Annotated in this window: 21 protein-coding genes; 13 read left to right on the forward strand and 8 right to left on the reverse strand. The window is 62.8% G+C overall.

Annotated elements, in window-relative coordinates:
* Window position 1: 1 nt before the first annotated feature.
* The 3 genes from ACYU0X_RS14650 (at window position 2) to ACYU0X_RS14660 (ending at window position 2,664) form a co-directional block, all read left to right on the forward strand.
* Window positions 2-1,453: a lactate utilization protein B gene (locus ACYU0X_RS14650; RefSeq protein WP_461902817.1), complete on the forward strand. Its 1,452-nt coding sequence runs from the start codon at window positions 2-4 to the stop codon at window positions 1,451-1,453.
* The gene (locus ACYU0X_RS14655) at window positions 1,450-2,082 is read left to right on the forward strand and encodes a LutC/YkgG family protein (RefSeq protein WP_461901484.1); all 633 of its coding nucleotides are present in this window, start codon (window positions 1,450-1,452) and stop codon (window positions 2,080-2,082) included. Before ACYU0X_RS14650 ends, ACYU0X_RS14655 begins: the two co-directional genes overlap by 4 nt.
* A gap of 93 nt (window positions 2,083-2,175) precedes the next feature.
* Entirely contained in the window at window positions 2,176-2,664 is a 489-nt protein-coding gene (locus tag ACYU0X_RS14660; protein ID WP_461901485.1) for a MarR family winged helix-turn-helix transcriptional regulator, read from the forward strand.
* A 26-nt stretch (window positions 2,665-2,690) separates the two neighbouring features.
* Here the strand turns inward: ACYU0X_RS14660 and ACYU0X_RS14665 are convergent, their stop codons facing one another.
* The 4 genes from ACYU0X_RS14665 to ACYU0X_RS14680 are packed head-to-tail and all read right to left on the reverse strand — an operon-like array spanning window position 2,691 to window position 6,084.
* Window positions 2,691-3,473: an IclR family transcriptional regulator domain-containing protein gene (locus ACYU0X_RS14665; protein WP_461901486.1), complete on the reverse strand. Its 783-nt coding sequence runs from the start codon at window positions 3,471-3,473 to the stop codon at window positions 2,691-2,693.
* A 45-nt stretch (window positions 3,474-3,518) separates the two neighbouring features.
* Window positions 3,519-4,172, reverse strand: a complete 654-nt coding sequence (locus tag ACYU0X_RS14670; protein WP_461901487.1) for a 3-oxoacid CoA-transferase subunit B — start codon at window positions 4,170-4,172, stop codon at window positions 3,519-3,521.
* A complete protein-coding gene (locus ACYU0X_RS14675; RefSeq protein ID WP_461901488.1) occupies window positions 4,169-4,843 on the reverse strand; it encodes a 3-oxoacid CoA-transferase subunit A in 675 nt (224 codons plus the stop codon). Before ACYU0X_RS14675 ends, ACYU0X_RS14670 begins: the two co-directional genes overlap by 4 nt.
* A gap of 32 nt (window positions 4,844-4,875) precedes the next feature.
* Entirely contained in the window at window positions 4,876-6,084 is a 1,209-nt protein-coding gene (locus tag ACYU0X_RS14680; RefSeq protein WP_461901489.1) for a thiolase family protein, read from the reverse strand.
* Between the two features lie 237 nt (window positions 6,085-6,321).
* Here ACYU0X_RS14680 and ACYU0X_RS14685 point away from each other — a divergent pair, with 237 nt between their 5' ends.
* The 8 genes from ACYU0X_RS14685 to pcaC all read left to right on the forward strand — a co-directional run bounded on the left by ACYU0X_RS14685 (window position 6,322) and on the right by pcaC (window position 13,680).
* Window positions 6,322-7,533 (forward strand): MFS transporter, encoded by a 1,212-nt coding sequence (locus ACYU0X_RS14685; protein WP_461901490.1) that lies wholly within the window; start codon window positions 6,322-6,324, stop codon window positions 7,531-7,533.
* 10 nt (window positions 7,534-7,543) lie between these two features.
* Window positions 7,544-8,293, forward strand: coding sequence for an IclR family transcriptional regulator (locus ACYU0X_RS14690; RefSeq protein ID WP_461901491.1), 750 nt, complete (start codon window positions 7,544-7,546; stop codon window positions 8,291-8,293).
* A gap of 156 nt (window positions 8,294-8,449) precedes the next feature.
* Window positions 8,450-9,646, forward strand: a complete 1,197-nt coding sequence (locus tag ACYU0X_RS14695; protein WP_461901492.1) for a 4-hydroxybenzoate 3-monooxygenase — start codon at window positions 8,450-8,452, stop codon at window positions 9,644-9,646.
* 35 nt (window positions 9,647-9,681) lie between these two features.
* Entirely contained in the window at window positions 9,682-10,530 is an 849-nt protein-coding gene (gene pcaH, locus ACYU0X_RS14700) for a protocatechuate 3,4-dioxygenase subunit beta (protein WP_461901493.1), read from the forward strand.
* Entirely contained in the window at window positions 10,531-11,109 is a 579-nt protein-coding gene (gene pcaG, locus ACYU0X_RS14705) for a protocatechuate 3,4-dioxygenase subunit alpha (RefSeq protein WP_461901494.1), read from the forward strand. It begins immediately after the preceding gene.
* The gene (locus ACYU0X_RS14710) at window positions 11,109-12,497 is read left to right on the forward strand and encodes a lyase family protein (RefSeq protein ID WP_461901495.1); all 1,389 of its coding nucleotides are present in this window, start codon (window positions 11,109-11,111) and stop codon (window positions 12,495-12,497) included. Before pcaG ends, ACYU0X_RS14710 begins: the two co-directional genes overlap by 1 nt.
* Window positions 12,479-13,285, forward strand: coding sequence for an alpha/beta fold hydrolase (locus ACYU0X_RS14715; protein WP_461901496.1), 807 nt, complete (start codon window positions 12,479-12,481; stop codon window positions 13,283-13,285). The genes ACYU0X_RS14710 and ACYU0X_RS14715 overlap by 19 nt, the downstream gene beginning before the upstream one ends.
* Window positions 13,282-13,680 carry a 4-carboxymuconolactone decarboxylase gene (gene pcaC, locus ACYU0X_RS14720; protein ID WP_461901497.1) on the forward strand — a complete coding sequence of 133 codons (399 nt, stop codon included), beginning with the start codon at window positions 13,282-13,284 and terminating at the stop codon, window positions 13,678-13,680. The genes ACYU0X_RS14715 and pcaC overlap by 4 nt, the downstream gene beginning before the upstream one ends.
* On the opposite strand, the gene ACYU0X_RS14725 is transcribed toward pcaC, so the two are convergent.
* Window positions 13,634-14,584, reverse strand: a complete 951-nt coding sequence (locus ACYU0X_RS14725; RefSeq protein ID WP_461901498.1) for an EamA family transporter — start codon at window positions 14,582-14,584, stop codon at window positions 13,634-13,636. The two genes, pcaC and ACYU0X_RS14725, sit on opposite strands and share 47 nt — an antisense overlap.
* Window positions 14,585-14,663: 79 nt before the next feature.
* Here ACYU0X_RS14725 and ACYU0X_RS14730 point away from each other — a divergent pair, with 79 nt between their 5' ends.
* Window positions 14,664-15,545: a LysR family transcriptional regulator gene (locus ACYU0X_RS14730; protein ID WP_461901499.1), complete on the forward strand. Its 882-nt coding sequence runs from the start codon at window positions 14,664-14,666 to the stop codon at window positions 15,543-15,545.
* A 290-nt stretch (window positions 15,546-15,835) separates the two neighbouring features.
* Here ACYU0X_RS14730 and ACYU0X_RS14735 read toward each other — a convergent pair whose 3' ends face one another.
* Entirely contained in the window at window positions 15,836-16,924 is a 1,089-nt protein-coding gene (locus ACYU0X_RS14735; RefSeq protein ID WP_461901500.1) for a hypothetical protein, read from the reverse strand.
* Between the two features lie 32 nt (window positions 16,925-16,956).
* Window positions 16,957-17,619 carry a LysE family translocator gene (locus ACYU0X_RS14740; protein WP_459274170.1) on the reverse strand — a complete coding sequence of 221 codons (663 nt, stop codon included), beginning with the start codon at window positions 17,617-17,619 and terminating at the stop codon, window positions 16,957-16,959.
* A 129-nt stretch (window positions 17,620-17,748) separates the two neighbouring features.
* On the opposite strand from ACYU0X_RS14740, the gene ACYU0X_RS14745 reads away from it, so the two are divergent.
* Entirely contained in the window at window positions 17,749-18,180 is a 432-nt protein-coding gene (locus ACYU0X_RS14745) for a hypothetical protein (RefSeq protein WP_461901501.1), read from the forward strand.
* 64 nt (window positions 18,181-18,244) lie between these two features.
* Here the strand turns inward: ACYU0X_RS14745 and ACYU0X_RS14750 are convergent, their stop codons facing one another.
* The gene (locus ACYU0X_RS14750; RefSeq protein WP_461901502.1) at window positions 18,245-18,793 is read right to left on the reverse strand and encodes a YceI family protein; all 549 of its coding nucleotides are present in this window, start codon (window positions 18,791-18,793) and stop codon (window positions 18,245-18,247) included.
* Window positions 18,794-18,847 lie beyond the last annotated feature (54 nt).

Genomic DNA, 18,847 nt, shown 5'->3' on the forward strand with positions numbered 1-18,847 from the left:
CATGCCGGCCGCCGGGCAAGGAAACCTGCACGCGAGCGAACCTTTCCCGCAAGCCGCCCATCACGAACTCGGCAACACACAGCTACGGGCCAACCTGCGCCACGCCACCCACACGATTCGCGACAAGCGCCTGAAGGTCGTGGGCGAGCTTCCCGACTGGGAGCAGCTGCGCGATGCCGGTGAGGCGATCAAGAATTTCTCCATGGCCACGCTCGAGCATCGCTTGGAGGAGTTCGAAAAGAACTTCACGGCCGCCGGCGGAACCATCCACTGGGCCCGTGACGCGGCCGAAGCGAATGAGATCGTCACCGCACTCATCCGCGAACAGCAGGTCGACGAGGTGGTCAAGGTTAAGTCAATGGCCACGCAGGAAATCGGGCTCAATGAGCATCTCGAGGCGCAGGGCATCGACGCCTACGAAACAGATCTCGCCGAACTCATTGTGCAACTGGGCCACGATAAACCCAGCCATATCCTCGTCCCGGCGATCCACCGCAACCGCACCGAGGTGCGCGATATCTTCCTGCGTGAAATGCCCGAGGTCGATCCCGAGCTCACCGATGATCCGCCGCGGTTGGCCGAGGCGGCGCGCCGCCACCTGCGTAAGAAGTTTCTCTCCGCCAAGGTGGCCATCTCCGGGGCGAATTTCGCGCTGGCGGACACCGGAACGCTCGGCGTGGTCGAATCCGAGGGCAATGGGCGCATGTGCTTGACCCTGCCCGAAGCGCTGATCACCGTGATGGGGATTGAGAAGGTGTTGCCCTCGTGGCGCGACCTCGAGGTCTTCATGCAACTCCTTCCGCGTTCCTCGACCGGTGAGCGGATGAATCCCTACAGCTCACTGTGGACCGGTGTCACGCCCGGGGACGGACCGCAAAATGTGCACCTGATCCTGCTGGATAACGGGCGGACCCGCGCGCTGTCCGATCGCGTCGCACGCAGCGCACTGAACTGCATCCGCTGCTCGGCCTGCATGAATGTCTGCCCGGTGTATGAGCGCACGGGTGGCCACGCCTACGGCTCGACCTACCCCGGACCGATCGGGGCGATCCTTTCGCCACTACTGACCGGCATCGAAGCCGAAGAGAACAACTCCCTCCCCTACGCTTCCTCGCTATGCGGTGCCTGCTATGAGGCCTGCCCGGTGAAGATCAACATCCCGGAAATCTTGGTGCATTTGCGCGCCGAGGACGTCGATGCCCGACGAGGCCAGGCCAGGCTCCCCTCGCAGATGGATCTGCTCATGAAGGGCGGATCCTGGGCGCTGGGTTCGGGCAAACATTTGGGCCTTCTGGAAAAGGCGCTACCGCTGGGCCGGCTTGCCGCCGGCCGACGCAAGAAGATCAAGAAACTTCCCGGAATCGCTGCGGGCTGGACCGCTAGCCGCGACATTCCCGCACCACCGTCCAAGTCTTTCCGCGACCAGTGGAACGCCGAAAAGAGGAGCCAATGAGCGCCAAAGAGGAAATCCTCGGCCGCATCCGAAGCGCGCTGGGTGACGGCCCCGTCCCCGCCGAGATACCCCGCGCCTATCGCACCGGCTCGCTGCTGCCCGACGACGAAGTGATCGAATTACTGGTGGACCGGCTAGTCGATTACAAGGCCGGCGTTCGGGTGCTCGACGCGGCGCAGGCTCCGCAGGCAGTGGCCGACATCCTGCACGCTGCCCGCACGGTGGTGCACCCGCAAGGCTTGGACACTCAGTTACTTGGCGCCCTGCCCGAGACGGTCGAACTGATCGCAGATGGAGGGCAACGACAACTAAGCGTGGCCGAACTGGACAAAAGCGATGCGGTGGTCACCAGTTCTGCGGTGAGCATCGCCGAGTCCGGCACCATCATCCTCGACGGCAGTGCCGATCAGGGACGTCGGGCTATTTCGCTGGTACCGGATCATCACCTGTGCGTGGTGCCTGCCTCGACGATTGTGCAGTTGCTTCCCGAGGCCATGGAGCGATTGACCATCACCCGCCCGCTGACCTGGATCTCCGGCCCGAGCGCCACCAGCGATATTGAGCTCGAGCGCGTCGAAGGAGTCCATGGGCCGCGCACCCTCGATGTGCTGATTCTGCGCGACAGGTAAAGTCAGGCGGCGTAACGGGCCATAGTGCAACTGCTGCCCTACGCACTATGACCTTGGCTCGCTGGGAGCCTGTGAACAATTTATGCTGGATAGGTGACTACCCCTGGTGCCCTTCCGAGTGGCGTTCCCGATCCCGAGCCGGGAGCTTCGGATCTATCGGAGCATATTCTGACGCGACTGAGCACGTATGTGCGGCTGGCCGCGCAGAATCTGACGACGCAACGCGCCGAAGCACTCCGGCCCTTCGGGCTGACACCAATGCAACACTTCGTGCTGATGCTGCTCCACGACTCGCCAGGGCTGTCCTCCGTGGACTTGGCGCGTCAAGCGGGGGTCACCCCGCAAGCGATGAGCCTGATTCTCGACCGGCTCACCGCAACGGGCCTGGTGAAACGCGAACCGTCGAAGACCAACCGGCGGCGATACTCGGTCAAGCTCACGCACGAAGGCGAATTGCTGGTGTTGCGCGCGGACCGCGAGATGGCCCACATGGAGCACCTGCTCAGTTCGTCGCTGAGCGCCCCGGAACGCTCCCAGCTAGCCGAGCTCTTGCGGCGGCTGACCGACGGGCAGGACGACTAGGCCACAAGCACTACCGGCGACGGCTCTCAGCGTCGTGCGGCGAGGGCCTGCTCCACACGCTGCGCGGCCCGCTGCAGCGCGGGTAGGACGGTCGCCAACGCCTGCTCTGGGGTGCGCGAATCGGCGACGCTCAGTGAGACATTCAATGCGCAGACGATCGTGCCATCGGGGCCGTGCACGGGCACGGCCACGGATCGCAGTCCCAAGGAGAGCTCCTGGTCCACGAAACAGTAGCCCTGCTCGGCCACCTCACGCAGAATCTCACGCAAACGCTCCGGGTCGGTGACGGTCAGCGGGGTGAGCGCCGGCAACGGCCCGTCGAGTAGCTCCGACACAACCTGAGCCGGTGCCCCGGCCAGGAGGACCCGACCCATCGAGGTGGCGAGCGCCGGGAACCGCGTGCCCACCGAGATTCCTACCTGCATAATTGCGCGCGTGTGCACCCGGGCGATGTAGACGATCGAGTCGCCCTCCAAAACCGACGCCGAGGCCGATTCGCCCATGGCCGCCGAGAGATCCTCGAGTACCGGAGAGACCAGTTGCGGCAAGGGGGCGCTCGAGAGATAGGAGTAGCCCAGCTGCAATACTTCGCTGGTCAGCTCGAAAATCTTGCCGTCCGAGCGCACGTAACCCAAGTCCCTGAGGGTTAGCAAGAACCGTCGGGCGGTGGCTCGCGAGAGCCCCGTGCGGGTGGCGACTTCTGAAAGGGTCATCCGCGGGTTGTCGGCGTCAAAACTTCGAATCACGGCTAGCCCACGGGCTAGGGATTGCACGGATCCCGCGCTTCGTGTCTCACTGCTCTCGCTCACGCACGCTCCTGTCGATTGGTCAATAGCACCAATCTACCCGCTGGCTTACGCGTTGAGCGGGACCGGCACCAGCTCACGCAGGTCAGTTAGCTCAATGCCATGGACGGAACGAACGCGGACCTGCCCGGCGGAAAGCTCAAAGACCGCCCGTTCGGTGTACACCCGCGAGACACAACGCAGCCCGGTGACCGGATAGCTCAGCGTACGCACCAACTTGGAGGCGCCCTCCTTGGTGCATAAGCTCATCATCACCCACGTTTCCTTGGCCCCGATGGCTAGGTCCATCGCACCGCCGACCGCCGGAATAGCCTCCGGCGCTCCGGTATGCCAGTTGGCCAGATCGCCCTCGGCGGAGACCTGGAAGGCCCCGAGCACGCACACGTCGAGATGCCCGCCGCGCATCATGGCGAAGGAGTCGGCATGGTGGAAATAGCTGGCCCCGGGTAGCTCGGTGACCGGAATTTTCCCGGCGTTGATCAGATCGGGATCGATCTGCTCGCCATGCGCCTCGGGCCCCATCCCGAGCATCCCATTCTCGGTATGCAGGGTGACACGCTGTTCGGCGGCCAAGTAGTTCGAGACATTCGTCGGCTGACCGATGCCGAGGTTTACATAGGCTCCGGTCGGGATATCGGCGGCAACCATGGCCGCCATCTCATTGCGGCTCAGCGGCTGTGCGGTGCTTATCGGTTGGCTCATGCCTCGGCTCCTTCCAGGGCCACGAGTGTGTTCACGTAGATTCCGGGGGTCACCACATGCTCGGGATTCAGCGCACCGACGGGCAGGATCTTTTCCACCTGCACGATGGCGTTGCGGGCCGCGGTGGCCATAATGGGCCCGAAGTTTCGCGCAGTTTTGCGATATACGAGATTGCCGTACTCGTCGGCGTGCAGCGCCTTGATCAGCGCGACATCGGCGTGGATGGGGGTCTCGAGCACATAACCGCGCCCATCGATCATCCGCGTTTCCTTCCCCTCGGCCAGCATGGTGCCGTACCCGGTGGGGGTAAAGAAGCCGCCGATGCCGGCACCTGCGGCACGGATGCGCTCGGCAAGGTTGCCCTGCGGGACCAATTCGAGGTCGATCTCACCCGCACGGTAGGCGGCGTCAAAATGCCACGAATCGGACTGCCGAGGGAAGGAGCAAATCACCTTGGCCACCCGGCGCTCCTTAATCAGCAGGGCCAGTCCGGTATCGCCCTGTCCGGCGTTGTTGTTCACCACGGTGAGCGAACTGGCTCCGGAGTCCAGCAACGCGTCGATGAGTTCCATGGGTTGCCCGGCGTTACCAAAACCACCGATCAGCACGGTGGAGCCGTCGCTAATTTCGGCCACCGCTTCGGCGGCGGTGCGCACAATCTGAGGTGCCACGTTATCTTCCCTTACTTGAGTTCTTTGATCGGCTAGGCGGCGTTCGGGTTCTCTAGAACCACGGCCAGGCCTTGGCCTACGCCGATGCAGATCGCGGCCACGCCATACCGTTCGCCGCTGGCCTGCAACCGGCGCGCCAGCGTGCCGAGAATCCGTAGCCCGGAGGCCCCGAGCGGGTGACCAATGGCGATGGCCCCACCCCAGGCGTTGACGATCGCCGGGTCGATATTCCACGCTCGAACGCAGGCCAGCGACTGCGCGGCAAAGGCCTCATTGAGCTCCACGGCGGAGATATTCCCCCACGACAGCCCGGCCTTGGCTAGGGCCTTATTGGCCGCTTCGACCGGGGCGAAGCCGAAGTACTGCGGATCTAGGGCGAAGGCTCCGTTCGAGACGATGCGGGCGATGGGCTCGGCCCCCAATACTTCGCCGGCACGCTCGGAGCCGATAAAGGCCGCCGAAGCCCCATCGGACATGGGCGAAGCGTTACCGGCGGTCACGGTGCCAGTTTCGGTCGGACGGAAAACGGTGCGCAATGCCGCGAGGCTGGCGGCCGAGGATTCCGGGCGAATGGTTTCGTCACGCACCACCGCGGTGCCTCGCGCGCTAGCTGGCGGTACGTCGATGACGAGATTCTCATAGTCGCCCCGTTCCCAGGCCGCCGCGGCGCGTTGGTGCGAGGTGGCGGCAAAGTCGTCTTGATCTTCACGAGTCACCGCGTACTTCTCGCGAAGTTGTTCGGTGGCCTCGCCCAGGGAAACCGACCATTCACCGGGCATCTTGGGGTTGACCAGCCGCCAGCCAAGGGTGGTGTTGGCTAGCTCGAGGTTGGCCATCGGGTAGGGGCGCTCGGTTTTCGGCAATACCCAAGGGGCGCGCGACATAGACTCCACACCGCCGACCAGCACCAGCTCGGCGTCATCGGTGGCTATCTGGCGGCTGGCGGCTATGGCCGCGTCCAGCGATGAGCCGCAGAGTCGATTCATCGTGGTGCCGGGAATGGAGGTGGGTAGGCCTGCCAGCAAGGTCGCCATGCGTGCCACATTGCGATTCTCTTCGCCGGCCCCGTTGGCGTTCCCGAATATCACTTCGTCGATCGCTTCGGGCTCCAGTTTGGGGGCACGAGCAACTAGCTCGCGCACCACATGGGCAGCGAGATCGTCGGGACGATGCCCGGCGAGGGTGCCGCCAATCTTCCCGAACGGGGTCCGGATCGCATCGTATAGATAGGCCTGCCGCATTAGTCACCACTCCATCAACAGTTCGTTCGCATTGTGAACCATAGTTCACACAACGAACGATACAGTGAGCCGAGCGCGGTTTCAAGGTTCTTGATGCAGCCAAGCGCCAAGGGAAGGGGGCTTCACTTGTGCGCCATACGCACAGTTGTGCGACAAGTGGCTATCGCGCTAGTATCTCGGATCACATGACACACCTCACTAGATGGCATGCACCGGCACCCGGAAGGACTAACGGCATTGAGCACATCGCCCGAGAACACTAAGACGCTGAGAATCAGCGGTTGGATCGCCACCCTATGTTTCCTGATTGTCGTCTTTGAGGGTTACGACATCGTGGCCCTCGGAGCCACAATTCCGGTACTTACGGACCCGCAGGTCGGTGGCTATTCGGTCAGTTCCATGAACTGGGTCAACACCTTCTCCCTGATCGGTGTCGGAATCGGCGCGGCCATTATGGGGCGCCTGGCGGACCGCTTCGGACGACGCCGCCCGCTACTGATCGCGGTGCTGGTATTTTCCGTTTTCACGCTGGCCTTTCCCTTCATGCCCTCGGCGATGGCAATGGGAGCCGTACGACTTATCGCCGGCCTAGGCCTCGGCGGTTGCATGCCGGTTGCTCTGGCACTCATGCAGGAAAATGCACCCGTGGGCCGTCGTGCATTAGCCAATAACCTGCCCATGGTCGGTTATCACCTCGGCGCCGTGCTCGCCTCGCTAGCCGGAAAGTACGCCGGCATCCATTGGTCGCTGCTCTACTACCTCGGTGGCGGACTCGGCCTGCTATTGCTGGCTCTGCTCTGGTTCAAGCTACCCGATAGCCCGGTCACGCCCTCGGCCGAACGGACCGGCATCGCCCAAGTGCTCGCCCCGCGCTACCTGCGCAGCTCCATCGGCCTGTGGATTGCGGCCTTTATGGGCTTGGTGCTGGTCTACGGGCTCAATGCGTGGCTACCTAAGATCATGTCCGGTGCCGGCTATCCCGTGGCCGACTCGCTGACCATGCTGTTTGTGCTGAACCTCGGGGCGATCACCGGCCTGTTCATCAGCGCCTTCGCGGCCGATGCCAAGGGCATCAAGCTGGTTTCGGTCCTCTGGTTCGCCGCCTCGGCCGTGCTGTTGGTGCTACTGGCCATTCCATTCGGTAGCCAGATCGTGCTCACCACCGTGATCTTTGTGACCGGCATATTCGTTTTCAGCGCCCAGTGCCTGATGTATGTGTATGCCGGGCATATCTATCCGCGCGATATGGTGGCCACCGGCATCGGCCTAGCCTCCGGCATCGGTCGCTTTGGCGCCATTATCGGCCCCTACCTCACGGGCCTGATGGTTGCCGCGGGCACCGCCTACCCCGGAGCTTTCTTCCTCTACGGCGGTGCAGCTCTCGTCGCGGTCGTGGTCATCGCCCAGATCCCCAAACCTTCCCGCGACGTGGCGGCTCCAGTGTCTTAGGGTTGGAGCCATGGCCAATTCTCGTAGCGGGGATTCGATGCTGGATCGCCTCGTGCGGATCCTGGACGCCTTCGACCGCGACAACTCGTCGCTGAGCGTCGCTACTTTGGCTCGCCGCGCCGAAATTCCCCTGGCCACCACCTATCGACTGATTGAGGACCTCTGCGGTCACGGGCTCCTGGCCCGTGACCGTCAGGGTCAAATTCGGCTCGGGTTGCGCCTCTGGGAACTTGCCAACCGCGGGGCGGTCACCCAGGATCTGCGCACGGCGGCGCTGCCGTTCATGGAAGACATCAATCAGCTTTTGCGCCAGCACACCCAGCTGTCGGTGCTGCACCAAGACGAAGTACTCATTATCGAGCGTCTTTCGCGCCCCGGCGCGGCGGTCAATCAGGCCAATGTGGCCGGACGCATGCCGGTGCACCGCACGTCCATGGGCATGGCCCTGCTGGCTTTTTCGCGCCCAGAGGAGATCGCGGGCTTTCTCGAGCGGCACGGGGAAATCATGCGTTCCACCCACCCGCACCTGCGCGCTGAAATGGCCGAGATCCGGCGCCGCGGCTACGCGTCAATGGATGGCTACATCGACGAGGACACCACCGGTGCCGCCGTGCCCGTTACCGATGATGCCGGCTACCAGGTCGCAGCGCTCTCGGTGGTGGTTCCACGCTCGACCGCCAGCCTGCAGCCGACGATTATGGCGTTGCGGACCGCGGCCCGCGGCGTCTCACGCACGCTGGGTTACCGACGCGAAGCCTAGCTAATAGACAGGTTTTCTCATTCATTGAGAAGGCAGCTGATCTGTGCCATGGGTCACCGGCAAGCTAGAGGAAATCCACTCATCCCGACGCCAAGATGAGCCTCGATTGGTCCTCGACCGTCCCGGCCCACCTGGCCCCACTCGAAGGAACCCTCAATGGCGCAGGAACCTCGCATACTTCGCACCAAGGTCGGTATTATCGGCGGCGGTCCGGCCGGCCTGATGCTCTCGCACCTGCTCTCCGGGGCAGGCATCGAGAACATCGTGGTCGAGAAAAACGACCACGAAACCATCCGCAACACCCACCGCGCCGGGATCCTGGAAACCCAAGCCGTGCGCATGCTCACCGACTCCGGGGTCGAAGGGCGCGTACTGAGCCACGGAGACGAGCACTCCGGAATCGACCTGCGCTTCAACGGAGAATCGCATCCATTGGATTTCCGCGAGCTCGTAGATGCCACGGTGACCCTCTATGCGCAGAATGAAATCTTCGTGGATCTGGCGGCGGCGCGCGCCCGGGACGGCGGGGATGTCCGCTACTCCTGCGAAGTCACCGAGATCCTGGATGTTGAAAGCAACAACCCGAAATTCCGTTTCACCGATGCCAACGGAGCGGTCTACGAAGTCCACGCGGACATCCTCGTCGGGGCCGATGGCTCACGGTCCTTCGCGCGTCGTCAGATGCCCGAATCAACCCGGCAAGATTTCAAGGTCAGCTACCCCTTCGCCTGGTTCGGCGTCCTCACCGAGGCCCCCAAGTCGGCACCCGAGCTGATCTACGCGAATTCACCGCATGGCTTCGCACTGATCTCCCAGCGTAGCGACAGCGTTCAGCGCATGTACTTTCAATGCGACCCGAACGAAAACGTCGAGGACTGGAGCGATGATCGAATCTTCGACGAGCTACAGCGCCGCGTGGCCGGTCCGGATGGCTTCGAACTAAAAACCGGCCCAATCTTCGACAAGACGGTGCTCGGTTTCCGCTCCTTCGTCCGCGAACCGCTCTCCCACGGTCGGCTTTTTCTCATCGGCGACGCCGGACATACCGTGCCTCCCACCGGCGCGAAGGGTCTGAACCTGGCTTTTGCCGACGTCAAGGTGCTCTTCGAGGCCCTCGATTCCTACTACTCTACCGGCGATGACAAATTGCTCGGTGGCTACTCGCAACAGGCACTGAAGCGCGTATGGAAGGCGCAGAACTTCTCCTACTGGATGACGTCGATGCTGCACACCCCCGTCGGCGCCGACCCCTTCATGATGCGACGGGCCCTTGGCGAGCTCGACTCGGTGACCTCCTCTACGTACGGCCAGCAGTATTTGGCCGAAGCCTACACCGGCTGGCCAAACTCCTAGACACCCCTCGCCACCACCCCCGAAAGGAGCACCTCATGCGCACCGAGCCTACAAGCAGCGATCGCAGTACCGCCGAAGCCTTCCAGAACGCCCACACCCTCGACCCGGCGGCCTCCACAGCATCACAGGAGCAAGTCAGCGACGAGATCGCGCAGATCCATGACGATTACCGCCAGTGCCTCGTGGCCGGCCAAGACACCGAAACCCAGCCACGCCTGGATTTCGCGCCATACCGTTCCTCGTTGCTTCGCCACCCCACCAAAGATTTGCACCATGCAGATCCGGAAACCATTGAACTATTCGCTCCAGCCTTCGGCCAGCGCGATGTACACGCTCTCGAATCCGACCTGACCATCCAGCACAACGGCGAGCCGATCGGCGAGCGCATCGTGGTCGCCGGACGAGTGCTCGACGGTGATGGCCGCCCGGTCGCCGGACAGCTCATTGAAATTTGGCAGGCCAATGCGGCTGGCCGCTACGTGCATAAGCGCGACCAGCACCCGGCGCCCATCGACCCGAATTTCACCGGCGTGGGACGCGCGATCACCGGCCCGAATGGCGAATACTCCTTCACCACCATTAAGCCGGCCCCCTACCCGTGGAAGAACCACCACAACGCTTGGCGCCCGGCGCATATTCACTTCTCGCTATTTGGCACAGACTTCACCCAGCGTATGATCACCCAAATGTACTTCCCGGGAGATCCGTTATTCGCACTGGACCCGATTTTCCAGTCGATCACCGACCCACAGGCCCGCGAGCGGTTGATCGCCACCTACGATCATTCGCTGACCTCGCACGAGTGGGCCACCGGATACAACTGGGATATCGTGCTCACCGGCAGCAACCGCACCTGGATGGAAGACGAAGAGGCAGAGCATTAAATGGCACAACACCCAGCATTGAAGCTAGCCCCCACTCCGGGGCAGACCGTTGGCCCCTTCTACGGCTACGCCCTACCCTTCGAACGGGGCGGGGAACTGGTGAACCAAGCGCACCCGGCCGCGGTGCGTTTGCACGGCACGGTGTACGACGGGCAGGGCGAAGTCATCCCCGACGCCCTGCTGGAGATCTGGCAGGCCGACGAACACGGTCAAGTGATTGCCCGCGAAGGCTCGCTTGTGCGCGATGGTTACACCTTCACCGGTTGGGGCCGCGTACCGGTCGATAACGCGGGGCAATACAACTTCACCACGGTGAATCCCGGTCCCACCGAACCGGGCAAGGCCCCGTTCATCATGCTCACAATCTTCGCCCGCGGCTTGCTCAATCGCTTGTTCACGCGAATCTATCTGCCCGAAGTTACCGCCGCGTTGGCCAACGATCCATTGCTCGCCTCGCTGCCGGAGGAGCGTCGGCAGACGCTGATCGCCACCCGCGATGATGATGGCGCGTTGCGCTTTGATGTGCACCTACAGGGTGCGCTGGAAACCGTGTTCCTCTCCTACCCGCGCGCCAGCTGATGTCCGCCCGCGACTATGGCCTATTGGCTCCGGCGTGGGCTGGCACCGAAGCGGCCGAACTGACCGACGATACCGCCTTTGTCCAGGGCATGCTCGACGTGGAGGCCGCCTGGGTCCGCGTCCAAGGCGCCGCAGGGCTCTGCCCCGCGGAACAGGTGCAACGGGTTCAGCGTGCCGCCCAGGTTCGGCACTACGATCTGCACGAATTGGCGCAGGCTACGCCGGCCGGAGCCAACGCGTTGATTCCCCTGCTGGGTATGGTGCGCACCCGGCTAAGCGACGAGGGCGCTCCGGTCCCGACGGCCTTGCACCGTGGTTGCACGAGCCAAGACATTATCGATAGCGCACTGATGTTGTCGGCCGCGCGAACGGTACCGAAGATACGCGCCGCGGTACGGCGTACCGCCACGGCGCTCGCCGCGCTGGCCGAGGAACATCGCCATACCCTGTGCATTGCCCGTTCGCTGACCCAGCACGCACTGCCCACAACCTTTGGATTACGGGCCGCCAATTGGCTCGCCGCGCTACGCGCGGCCGCCCAGCGTCTCGATACGCTGAGCTTTCCCCTGCAATTTGGCGGTGCCGCCGGGACGCTGGCCTCGCTGGATCAGTTCCTGAGCGAGGACCACGATGCCACCAGTGCCGAGCTAGGTGCGGCGTTGGCCCAGGAGTTGGGTCTGGAATATCCACTGACGCCGTGGCACACCAACCGCCAGCCCATCCTTGATCTGAGTTCCGCGCTCGGCGGCGTCCTGGCAGCGCTGGGCACCTTCGGTGCCGATGTGCTCACCGCGGCGCGCCCGGAAGTCGGTGAACTCTCCGAACCGCACGCCGCGGGCGCCGGTGGCTCATCGGCCATGCCGCAAAAACGCAACCCGGTGCATTCGATCCTGTTGCGTGAGGCCGCCCTGAGCTCCCCGGGCCTGATCTCCACCCTGTTCACGGCCGCCGGCACCGCGGTGGATGAACGACCCGACGGTAGTTGGCATGCCGAGTGGTCGGCCCTGCGCGAGCTGTTGCGGTTGACCGGCGGGGCTGCCGAGCACGCGGCCACCCTGGCCGAGGGGCTTGTGGTCCACCCGGATAAGTTAGAGCAGAATCTTCGGCTTGGCGGCGACGCGGTGCTCTCCGAACGCATGGTGACCGTTCTGGCTGACCGCTATCCCGGAGGTGCCGCCGCTATTCGCGCGGAGGTGGTCAACGCGCTCGACGGTGGACCGACGCTACGCCAAAGACTCCGGCGCAACCTTCCGGTCGAGCAGTTCAGCGACGCCGCATTGGACGCGCTGTTTGACCCCGCCGGTTACCTCGGCTCCGCCGACCGTTTCATCTCCAACACCCTGTCCGACTTCACGACGTGGAAAGAATCATGGCAGTCCCTTTCCTAACTCCCTCGCTACTTCACGCGGCTCCCGGTAACCCCACGCTGCTTCTCGGCCCCTCGCTGGGCACCGGCGCATTGCAGCTTTGGGCTCCGAGCGTGGATTACCTGAAACAGCATTTCCAGCTGGTGGCCTGGGACCTGCCCGGCCATGGCCACAGCGCCCCCAGCACCGAGCCTTTCAGCATGTCCGAACTCGCCACGGCAGTGCTCAATCTGGTGCACACGTTACAAGCCGATGGGGTGATCGACTCCGGCTCTGGACTGCTCTACGCCGGAGTTTCCGTCGGCGGTGCCGTGGGGTTGCAACTTGCCCACGATGCGCCGGGCACCTTTCAGGCCCTGTCGGTGATCTGTACGGCCGCCAAGATCGGTGAAACGGAAGGCTGGCAGCAGCGTGCCGAACTCGTCTCCCGCGCCGGGACACCCACCATGGTTACCGGGTCCGCACAGCGCTGGTTCGCCCCGGGCTTTATGGAACGTAATCCGGTGATCGCCACCAATTTATTGCATTCCTTGCAGGTGGCCGACCGTTTCTCCTACGCCCATGTCTGCGGCGCGCTAGCAGACTTCGATTTGCGTGAGGCACTGCCCACGCTCACCGATCCGCTGCTGGCCATTGCCGGGGCCCACGATGCGGTGTGCCCACCGGCCGAAGCCGAACGAATCGGCACCCAGGCGCCGCATGGGCGTTGGGCGGTCGTGGAATCCGCGGCCCATCTGGCCCCCGCCGAAGCACCCGAAGCCACCGCCAAGCTACTGCTGGATTTCTTCACCCCTAAGGAACAACGATGAGCACTACACCGCAAGCCAACGACCCCTACCAGGACGGGATGACCGTGCGCCGCGAGGTCTTAGGCGATGCACATGTCGACCGGGCCACCGAGGCTTCAAACGAGTTCACCGACGAGTTTCAGGAGCTGATCACCCGTTACGCGTGGGGCAGCATTTGGACCCGCGAGGGGTTGCCGCGCACCACGCGTAGCGCCATCACGCTGACCGCCATGATCGCCGGTGGTTATTGGGAAGAGCTGGAGATGCACGTGCACGCCGCGCTTCGCAACGGCATGACGCCGAATGAAATCAAGGAAGTCTTCTTGCAGACGGCCATTTATTGTTCGGTGCCGGCCGCCAATGTGGCATTCAAGATCGGCAAGCAGGTACTGGCTGAATACCAGCAGGATCACTAGTCCTCCGCCGTCGCGGTCCGGGGAGCTGTCCGGCAACTAGGGCGGCAAGGGCGAGCGCAAATCCGATCAGCTGGAGTGGATTGAGCGACTCACCGGCCACTAAGGCACCCAGCACGGCAGCCATCAGCGGCGAGAGCAGACCCAATAGTGCAGTAGCCGTCACCGGTAGACGGCGCAGGCCAGCGAACCACAGGGTGTAACTCACCAGTGCCCCGGCGAGTCCCAGCCACAGGTAACCAGCGATCGCTTTGCCGTCAATTCCCGCCGGCACCCCGTCAATGAGCAACGCTGGCACGAGCAGGAGGATGCCCGCTGCGCTCAATTGCCATCCGGCGTACCCCAGCGCACCGACCGATTCGGGACGTCCCCACTTTTTACTCAGCACCACCCCTAGTCCCATGGACAGCGCGCCGGCCAAGCCCGCTAGGATGCCGGTCACGTCGAAACCGGCTCCGGGGCCCAGCACAACCAATCCAACACCGATCACCCCGATCATTCCCCAACCAATGCGCCACGCCGAGAAACGCTCACCGAGGACAAGGACGGCGAGGAAGGCGACCACCAGCGGTTGCGAGGCCCCCAGCGTTGCGGCCACTCCTCCGGGCAAGCGTTGCGCGGCGACGAAGAGCAGCGGGAAGAATACTGCGAGGTTCAGCGCGCCGAGCACAAAGCTCCTCCACCACCAGTGACCATGGGGCAGGCTGCGTGAGAAGAGCACGGCCAGCAGTCCGGCCGGTAGCGAGCGCATCAGCGCCGCGAACAGCGGGTGTCCGGCCGGCAGCAGTTCGGTAGTCACGAGGTATGTGCTCCCCCAGATCAGTGGGGAGATGGCCGTTAGCGCGATCCATCCGATACGGGCGGGCGCTGGACCGGCAGTGACCGGGGCGGGGCTGGTGGTAGTCATGTAGTTATCTTCGGCGCGCCCGGTTCAATGAGTCCAACACATTGTTGTCATGAAAACAATGAATGTAGATCATAGTTCTATGGAACTTCAGCAAATGCGCTACGTGGTTGCGATCGCCGAGGAACGAAATTTCACGCGCGCCGCGCAACGATGTCATGTCGTGCAATCCGCGCTGAGTCACCAGATCAAGGCGTTGGAACGCGAACTAGGAGTGCCGCTCTTCGTGCGCAACAGTCGCCGGGTCGAGCTCACCTCCGCGGGTGAGCAGTTTGTTGTCAGCGCCCGAGCGAGCCTTAGCGCCGCCGAACGCGCCGTGGCGGATGCCACGGGCGTCAGCGGCGAGCTGCGCGGAGAACTCCGTCTGGGCCTAATCCCCACGGTCAATGCGCTTAACGTCCCCGCCACCCTCGGCGACTTTCATCGGAAGCACCCCGCTGTCAGCATCAAGCTCGTTAGCGGTAGTAGCGATAACTTCATGGCCGCCATCGCCGAAGGGCACATGGATCTGGCGGTGCTCGGCCTTCCGGAAAGCGTGACGCCGCGGGGTGTGCAAACCACGGCTTTGGCTCGTGAACCTCTGGTGGCAGTTCTTTCCGCCGAGCACCGGTTGGCGCCTCGACCACGGGTGAGCTTGGAGGAGTTGGCTCGTGAGAGTCTGGTCGATTTTCCAGCCGGCACCACCGGGCGCTCCCAAACCGATATCGCCTTCGAGCGTGCTGGGCTAACGCGCACGGTGGTCTTTGAGGCCATGACCACTCCCCTGATCCTCGACCTAGTTCGTCACGGCCTAGCCGTGGCCATTTTGCCCGGCTCCGTGGTGCCCGAAGATCCGCAGTTGGTGTGCCTTCCCATTGGCGAAGGCGGTCCGGTACGTGTCGAATATCTGGCATGGAGGGATTTCAACCCGTCGCCAGCCGCGCAGGTCTTCCTAGAAATGCTGGTACCGCATACGGAAATTTAGTAGTAGGTTTATATTTAACGCGAGAGGCCAGACGCCTACTACAAGCAATTTTCTTCTACGGAAGGCCCACACATGCCACAGACTTTGCGCAAAACATCTCGCCGAACGCTGTGGCTTGCAGCCCTAGCCCTAGTGATAGGCAGCTATTTGGCTTTAGGCGCGACACTGGGAACGAGCGAGAACTCGCCCCTAGCAGGGTCGGTCTGGCAATTTGGGGCACTTACCGTCGGCATTCTCCTGACCTTAGGTGGCCTTGGGATGATTGCGGGAGCCGTCTTCCGCCACCGCCATTAGCTCACAGCCAGCTCCCAATGTTCGCCCACGCCCTCCACATCGCGTACGGACCAGCAGTGGATCGGTTCGCGAATAATCACTCGGGGATCAAACCAATAGGTCACGTCCGGGGCCCAGCCGGCCACCATGCTGGCGGCCTCAGCACCGACGTCGATCACCTCACCGGCACAGCCAAGGTACCCAGCAACACTCAGGTGCACGCCCATGTAGTCGCGGGCGACCTGCTGCCAGTTTGGGATGACCCAGCGCCCGTCACGTCCGGTGCATTCCCACCAGACCCGGCGCATATTGGCACTAACCTCCAGTGGGTAGCGCCGGCATAATTCGGCCCAGTCTGCTGGTTGGTGCACCTCATATACAGCGCCGTCGTCGGGGATGTGCAATGCCGCGCTGTGCGCTTCGGTCCATCCGAAGCCGTCTTCCTGACACCACAAGGCCAAGGGGGCGGCATCGGCAAATGTAGCACTAGATTCGTAGAGGCCAGGACCCGGCGTGACCCACCATTTGCCGATGGAGCAGTTCTGGATCGGACGCACCAGATTCTTTCGATTCCGCTGCTCGTCCGCCGTGACCTGCTCGTGCCACCGCCCGAGCACTTCCGCCGGGGGCCTCGTTCCATAGGCATAGAGATCGATGTCGCTATCGTGAACGAACGCGACTTGGAACTGGTCCTCCCGCTGGACCGGCGCCGTAAAGCTCGCGGGCCAATGCTGTGCAAGGCGACGCGCCACTCGGCGAAGCGCGGGACGCACCTGCTTGTGGCCCAGCAAAGTATCCACGGAGTCAGCTGGCTGCCAATACGCCGCACATTCCACCGAGGCATAGAGCGCTCGGCGCCAGCTCGCCGCACTGGGCTCAGGTAACGCGCACTGGCCCAGAGCCTCGCCCAGTCCCTCGGCGCATGTAGTCCAGACCTGCCCTGTTCCGGGACCAAGGCAGTCGACCTCGGGGTGCCGGAGCATCCACGCAAGCAATGGGCCGGTGCCTCCGGTGGCATTTAGCGTTCGATCCTCATGCTCGCGCACCATCTCGAACAATAGGCGACGTCCTCGTTGACCAGAGGAAAGAATCTCCACAATGTCCATGGAATGAGCTTATCGGGTCAGTGGCAACGCCCCTAGTGGCTCGGCAATACCGCGGAGAGCAGCACCACTGCGCCCATGATCATCAGGGCAGCACAGGACACCCATTCGAGGCGTTGTGCGATCTGCGGTTTCTTGAACCAGCCCACGGCTCTGGCGGCCGCCACGTTGAGCCCAGTGAGGTAGAGGCAACCCACCAGACCAAAGGTGGCTCCTAGCACCATCCCCCAGAACAGGGTGTTGGACCCATGCGGGATGAAGGTGGGCATCATGGCCAGAAAAAGTAGCCCTATCTTGGGGTTCAGCGCCGACGACAACACCCCGGCGATAAAGGCCTGTCGAGCACTGGTGGTCGCCGCCGGCAGTGCTCCGCGTTCGGCGCTGCGGGCTATGGCACTGTCGGTCGTGGCCACACGGCGCGACTTGATGAGCCCGCTCAACCCGAGATAACCCAGATAGAGTCCGCCGAGCACCGCAATCACCGTTTCAATCACTGGATAGCGTTGGAGCAAAGTGGCCGCTCCCGCTCCAGCCACGAGAGCCCAACCGAGAATGGCGACGAACATTCCTCCAATGGCCATCAAGCCCAAGCGTTGGCGAACCAGTGAAAAGCGTAGCGCCAGAAAGGTGTCGGGGCCTGGCGATAAGGAAACCATCAGGCACACGCCAAGGTAACCGATGAACGAAGCGAGGGTCATAATTCCCATGATAAAAACGGGGTTTCATAACGAATAATGCGTGACCCCAGCGCGTCATCATCGTGCGTCGAGATCCATTCTGAAATACGGCTAGAATTTGGTTGAACTACCCCGGTGGAAGGAACTGGAATGTCGAGCCAGCACAACGAGCCCAATAACCCCTACGCAAACCAGGGGCAGGGCGGTTACCAGCAGCAGCCCAATGGCTATTACCAGTCGAGTGCACAGCAGCCCAATGGCTACTATCAGCCCGGTGCGCAGCAGCCCTACCCCGGATACATCAACACTCCGCAGCAGCTTGAGGGTGCGCAGCTGGCGCAGACCTCGATGATCCTAGGCATCATCTCGTTGTTCGTGGTCGGCATCATTCTCGGACCAATTGCCATCGTTAAAGCTAACCGCGCCGAACGTGAATTTAATACGGCCGCTACCGTAGGCAAGGTCACCGGATGGATTGGCACCATTTTCGGCATTCTGGGCGCACTATATATCGTCTTTTTGATCATCGTGCTCTTTACGGCCACCAGCGCTGGCTACTCGGAGTTTTACGATTACATGTAGCACTGCGCGCAAAGGCGCCCGAGAAACTTCGGTTTCTCGGGCGCCTTTTGCGTTGCGGTGAGGATTACTCGGTCGGCAGCACGAAGGAAGCCTCAACTTCGATAACGACTTTGTCGGAGACCAGCACACCGCCGGCTTCCAGCGCAGCGTTCCAGGTCATGCCGAATTCCTTGCGCGAGATCTTGGTGCTGGCCGAGAAGCCTGCACGGGTTGCCCCGAATGCGTCCACTGCCTGGCCACCCAGCTCGACATCGAGCTCGACCTGCTTGGTCACGCCATGGATGGTCAGATCGCCAACGAGCACGAAGTTCTCTTCATCGCCCTTGACGCCGGTGGAGCGGAACTCCATGGTGGGGAACTGCTCGACGTCGAAGAAGTCTGCGCCCTTCAGGTGCCCATCGCGGTTCGCATCCTTGGTGGTGATGGAACCAACCTGCACCGTCGCTTCTACCGACGAGGCCTCGAGGGTATCGGCGACGACCAGCGTGGCGTCGAACTCGGTGAAGTTGCCACGGACCTTGGAGATGCCGGCGTGACGTACGGTGAAGCTAATTTCGCTGTGCGCGGCGTCCAGGGTCCAAGTGCCGGCGGTCAGTGCGGTGGTTGCAGCCATGGTAAAGATCCTTTCAGGAACGCCAACGTTCATTGACGCTTCAACTTGTTTGAT

It is taken from the genome of Glutamicibacter sp. X7 (assembly GCF_054889245.1).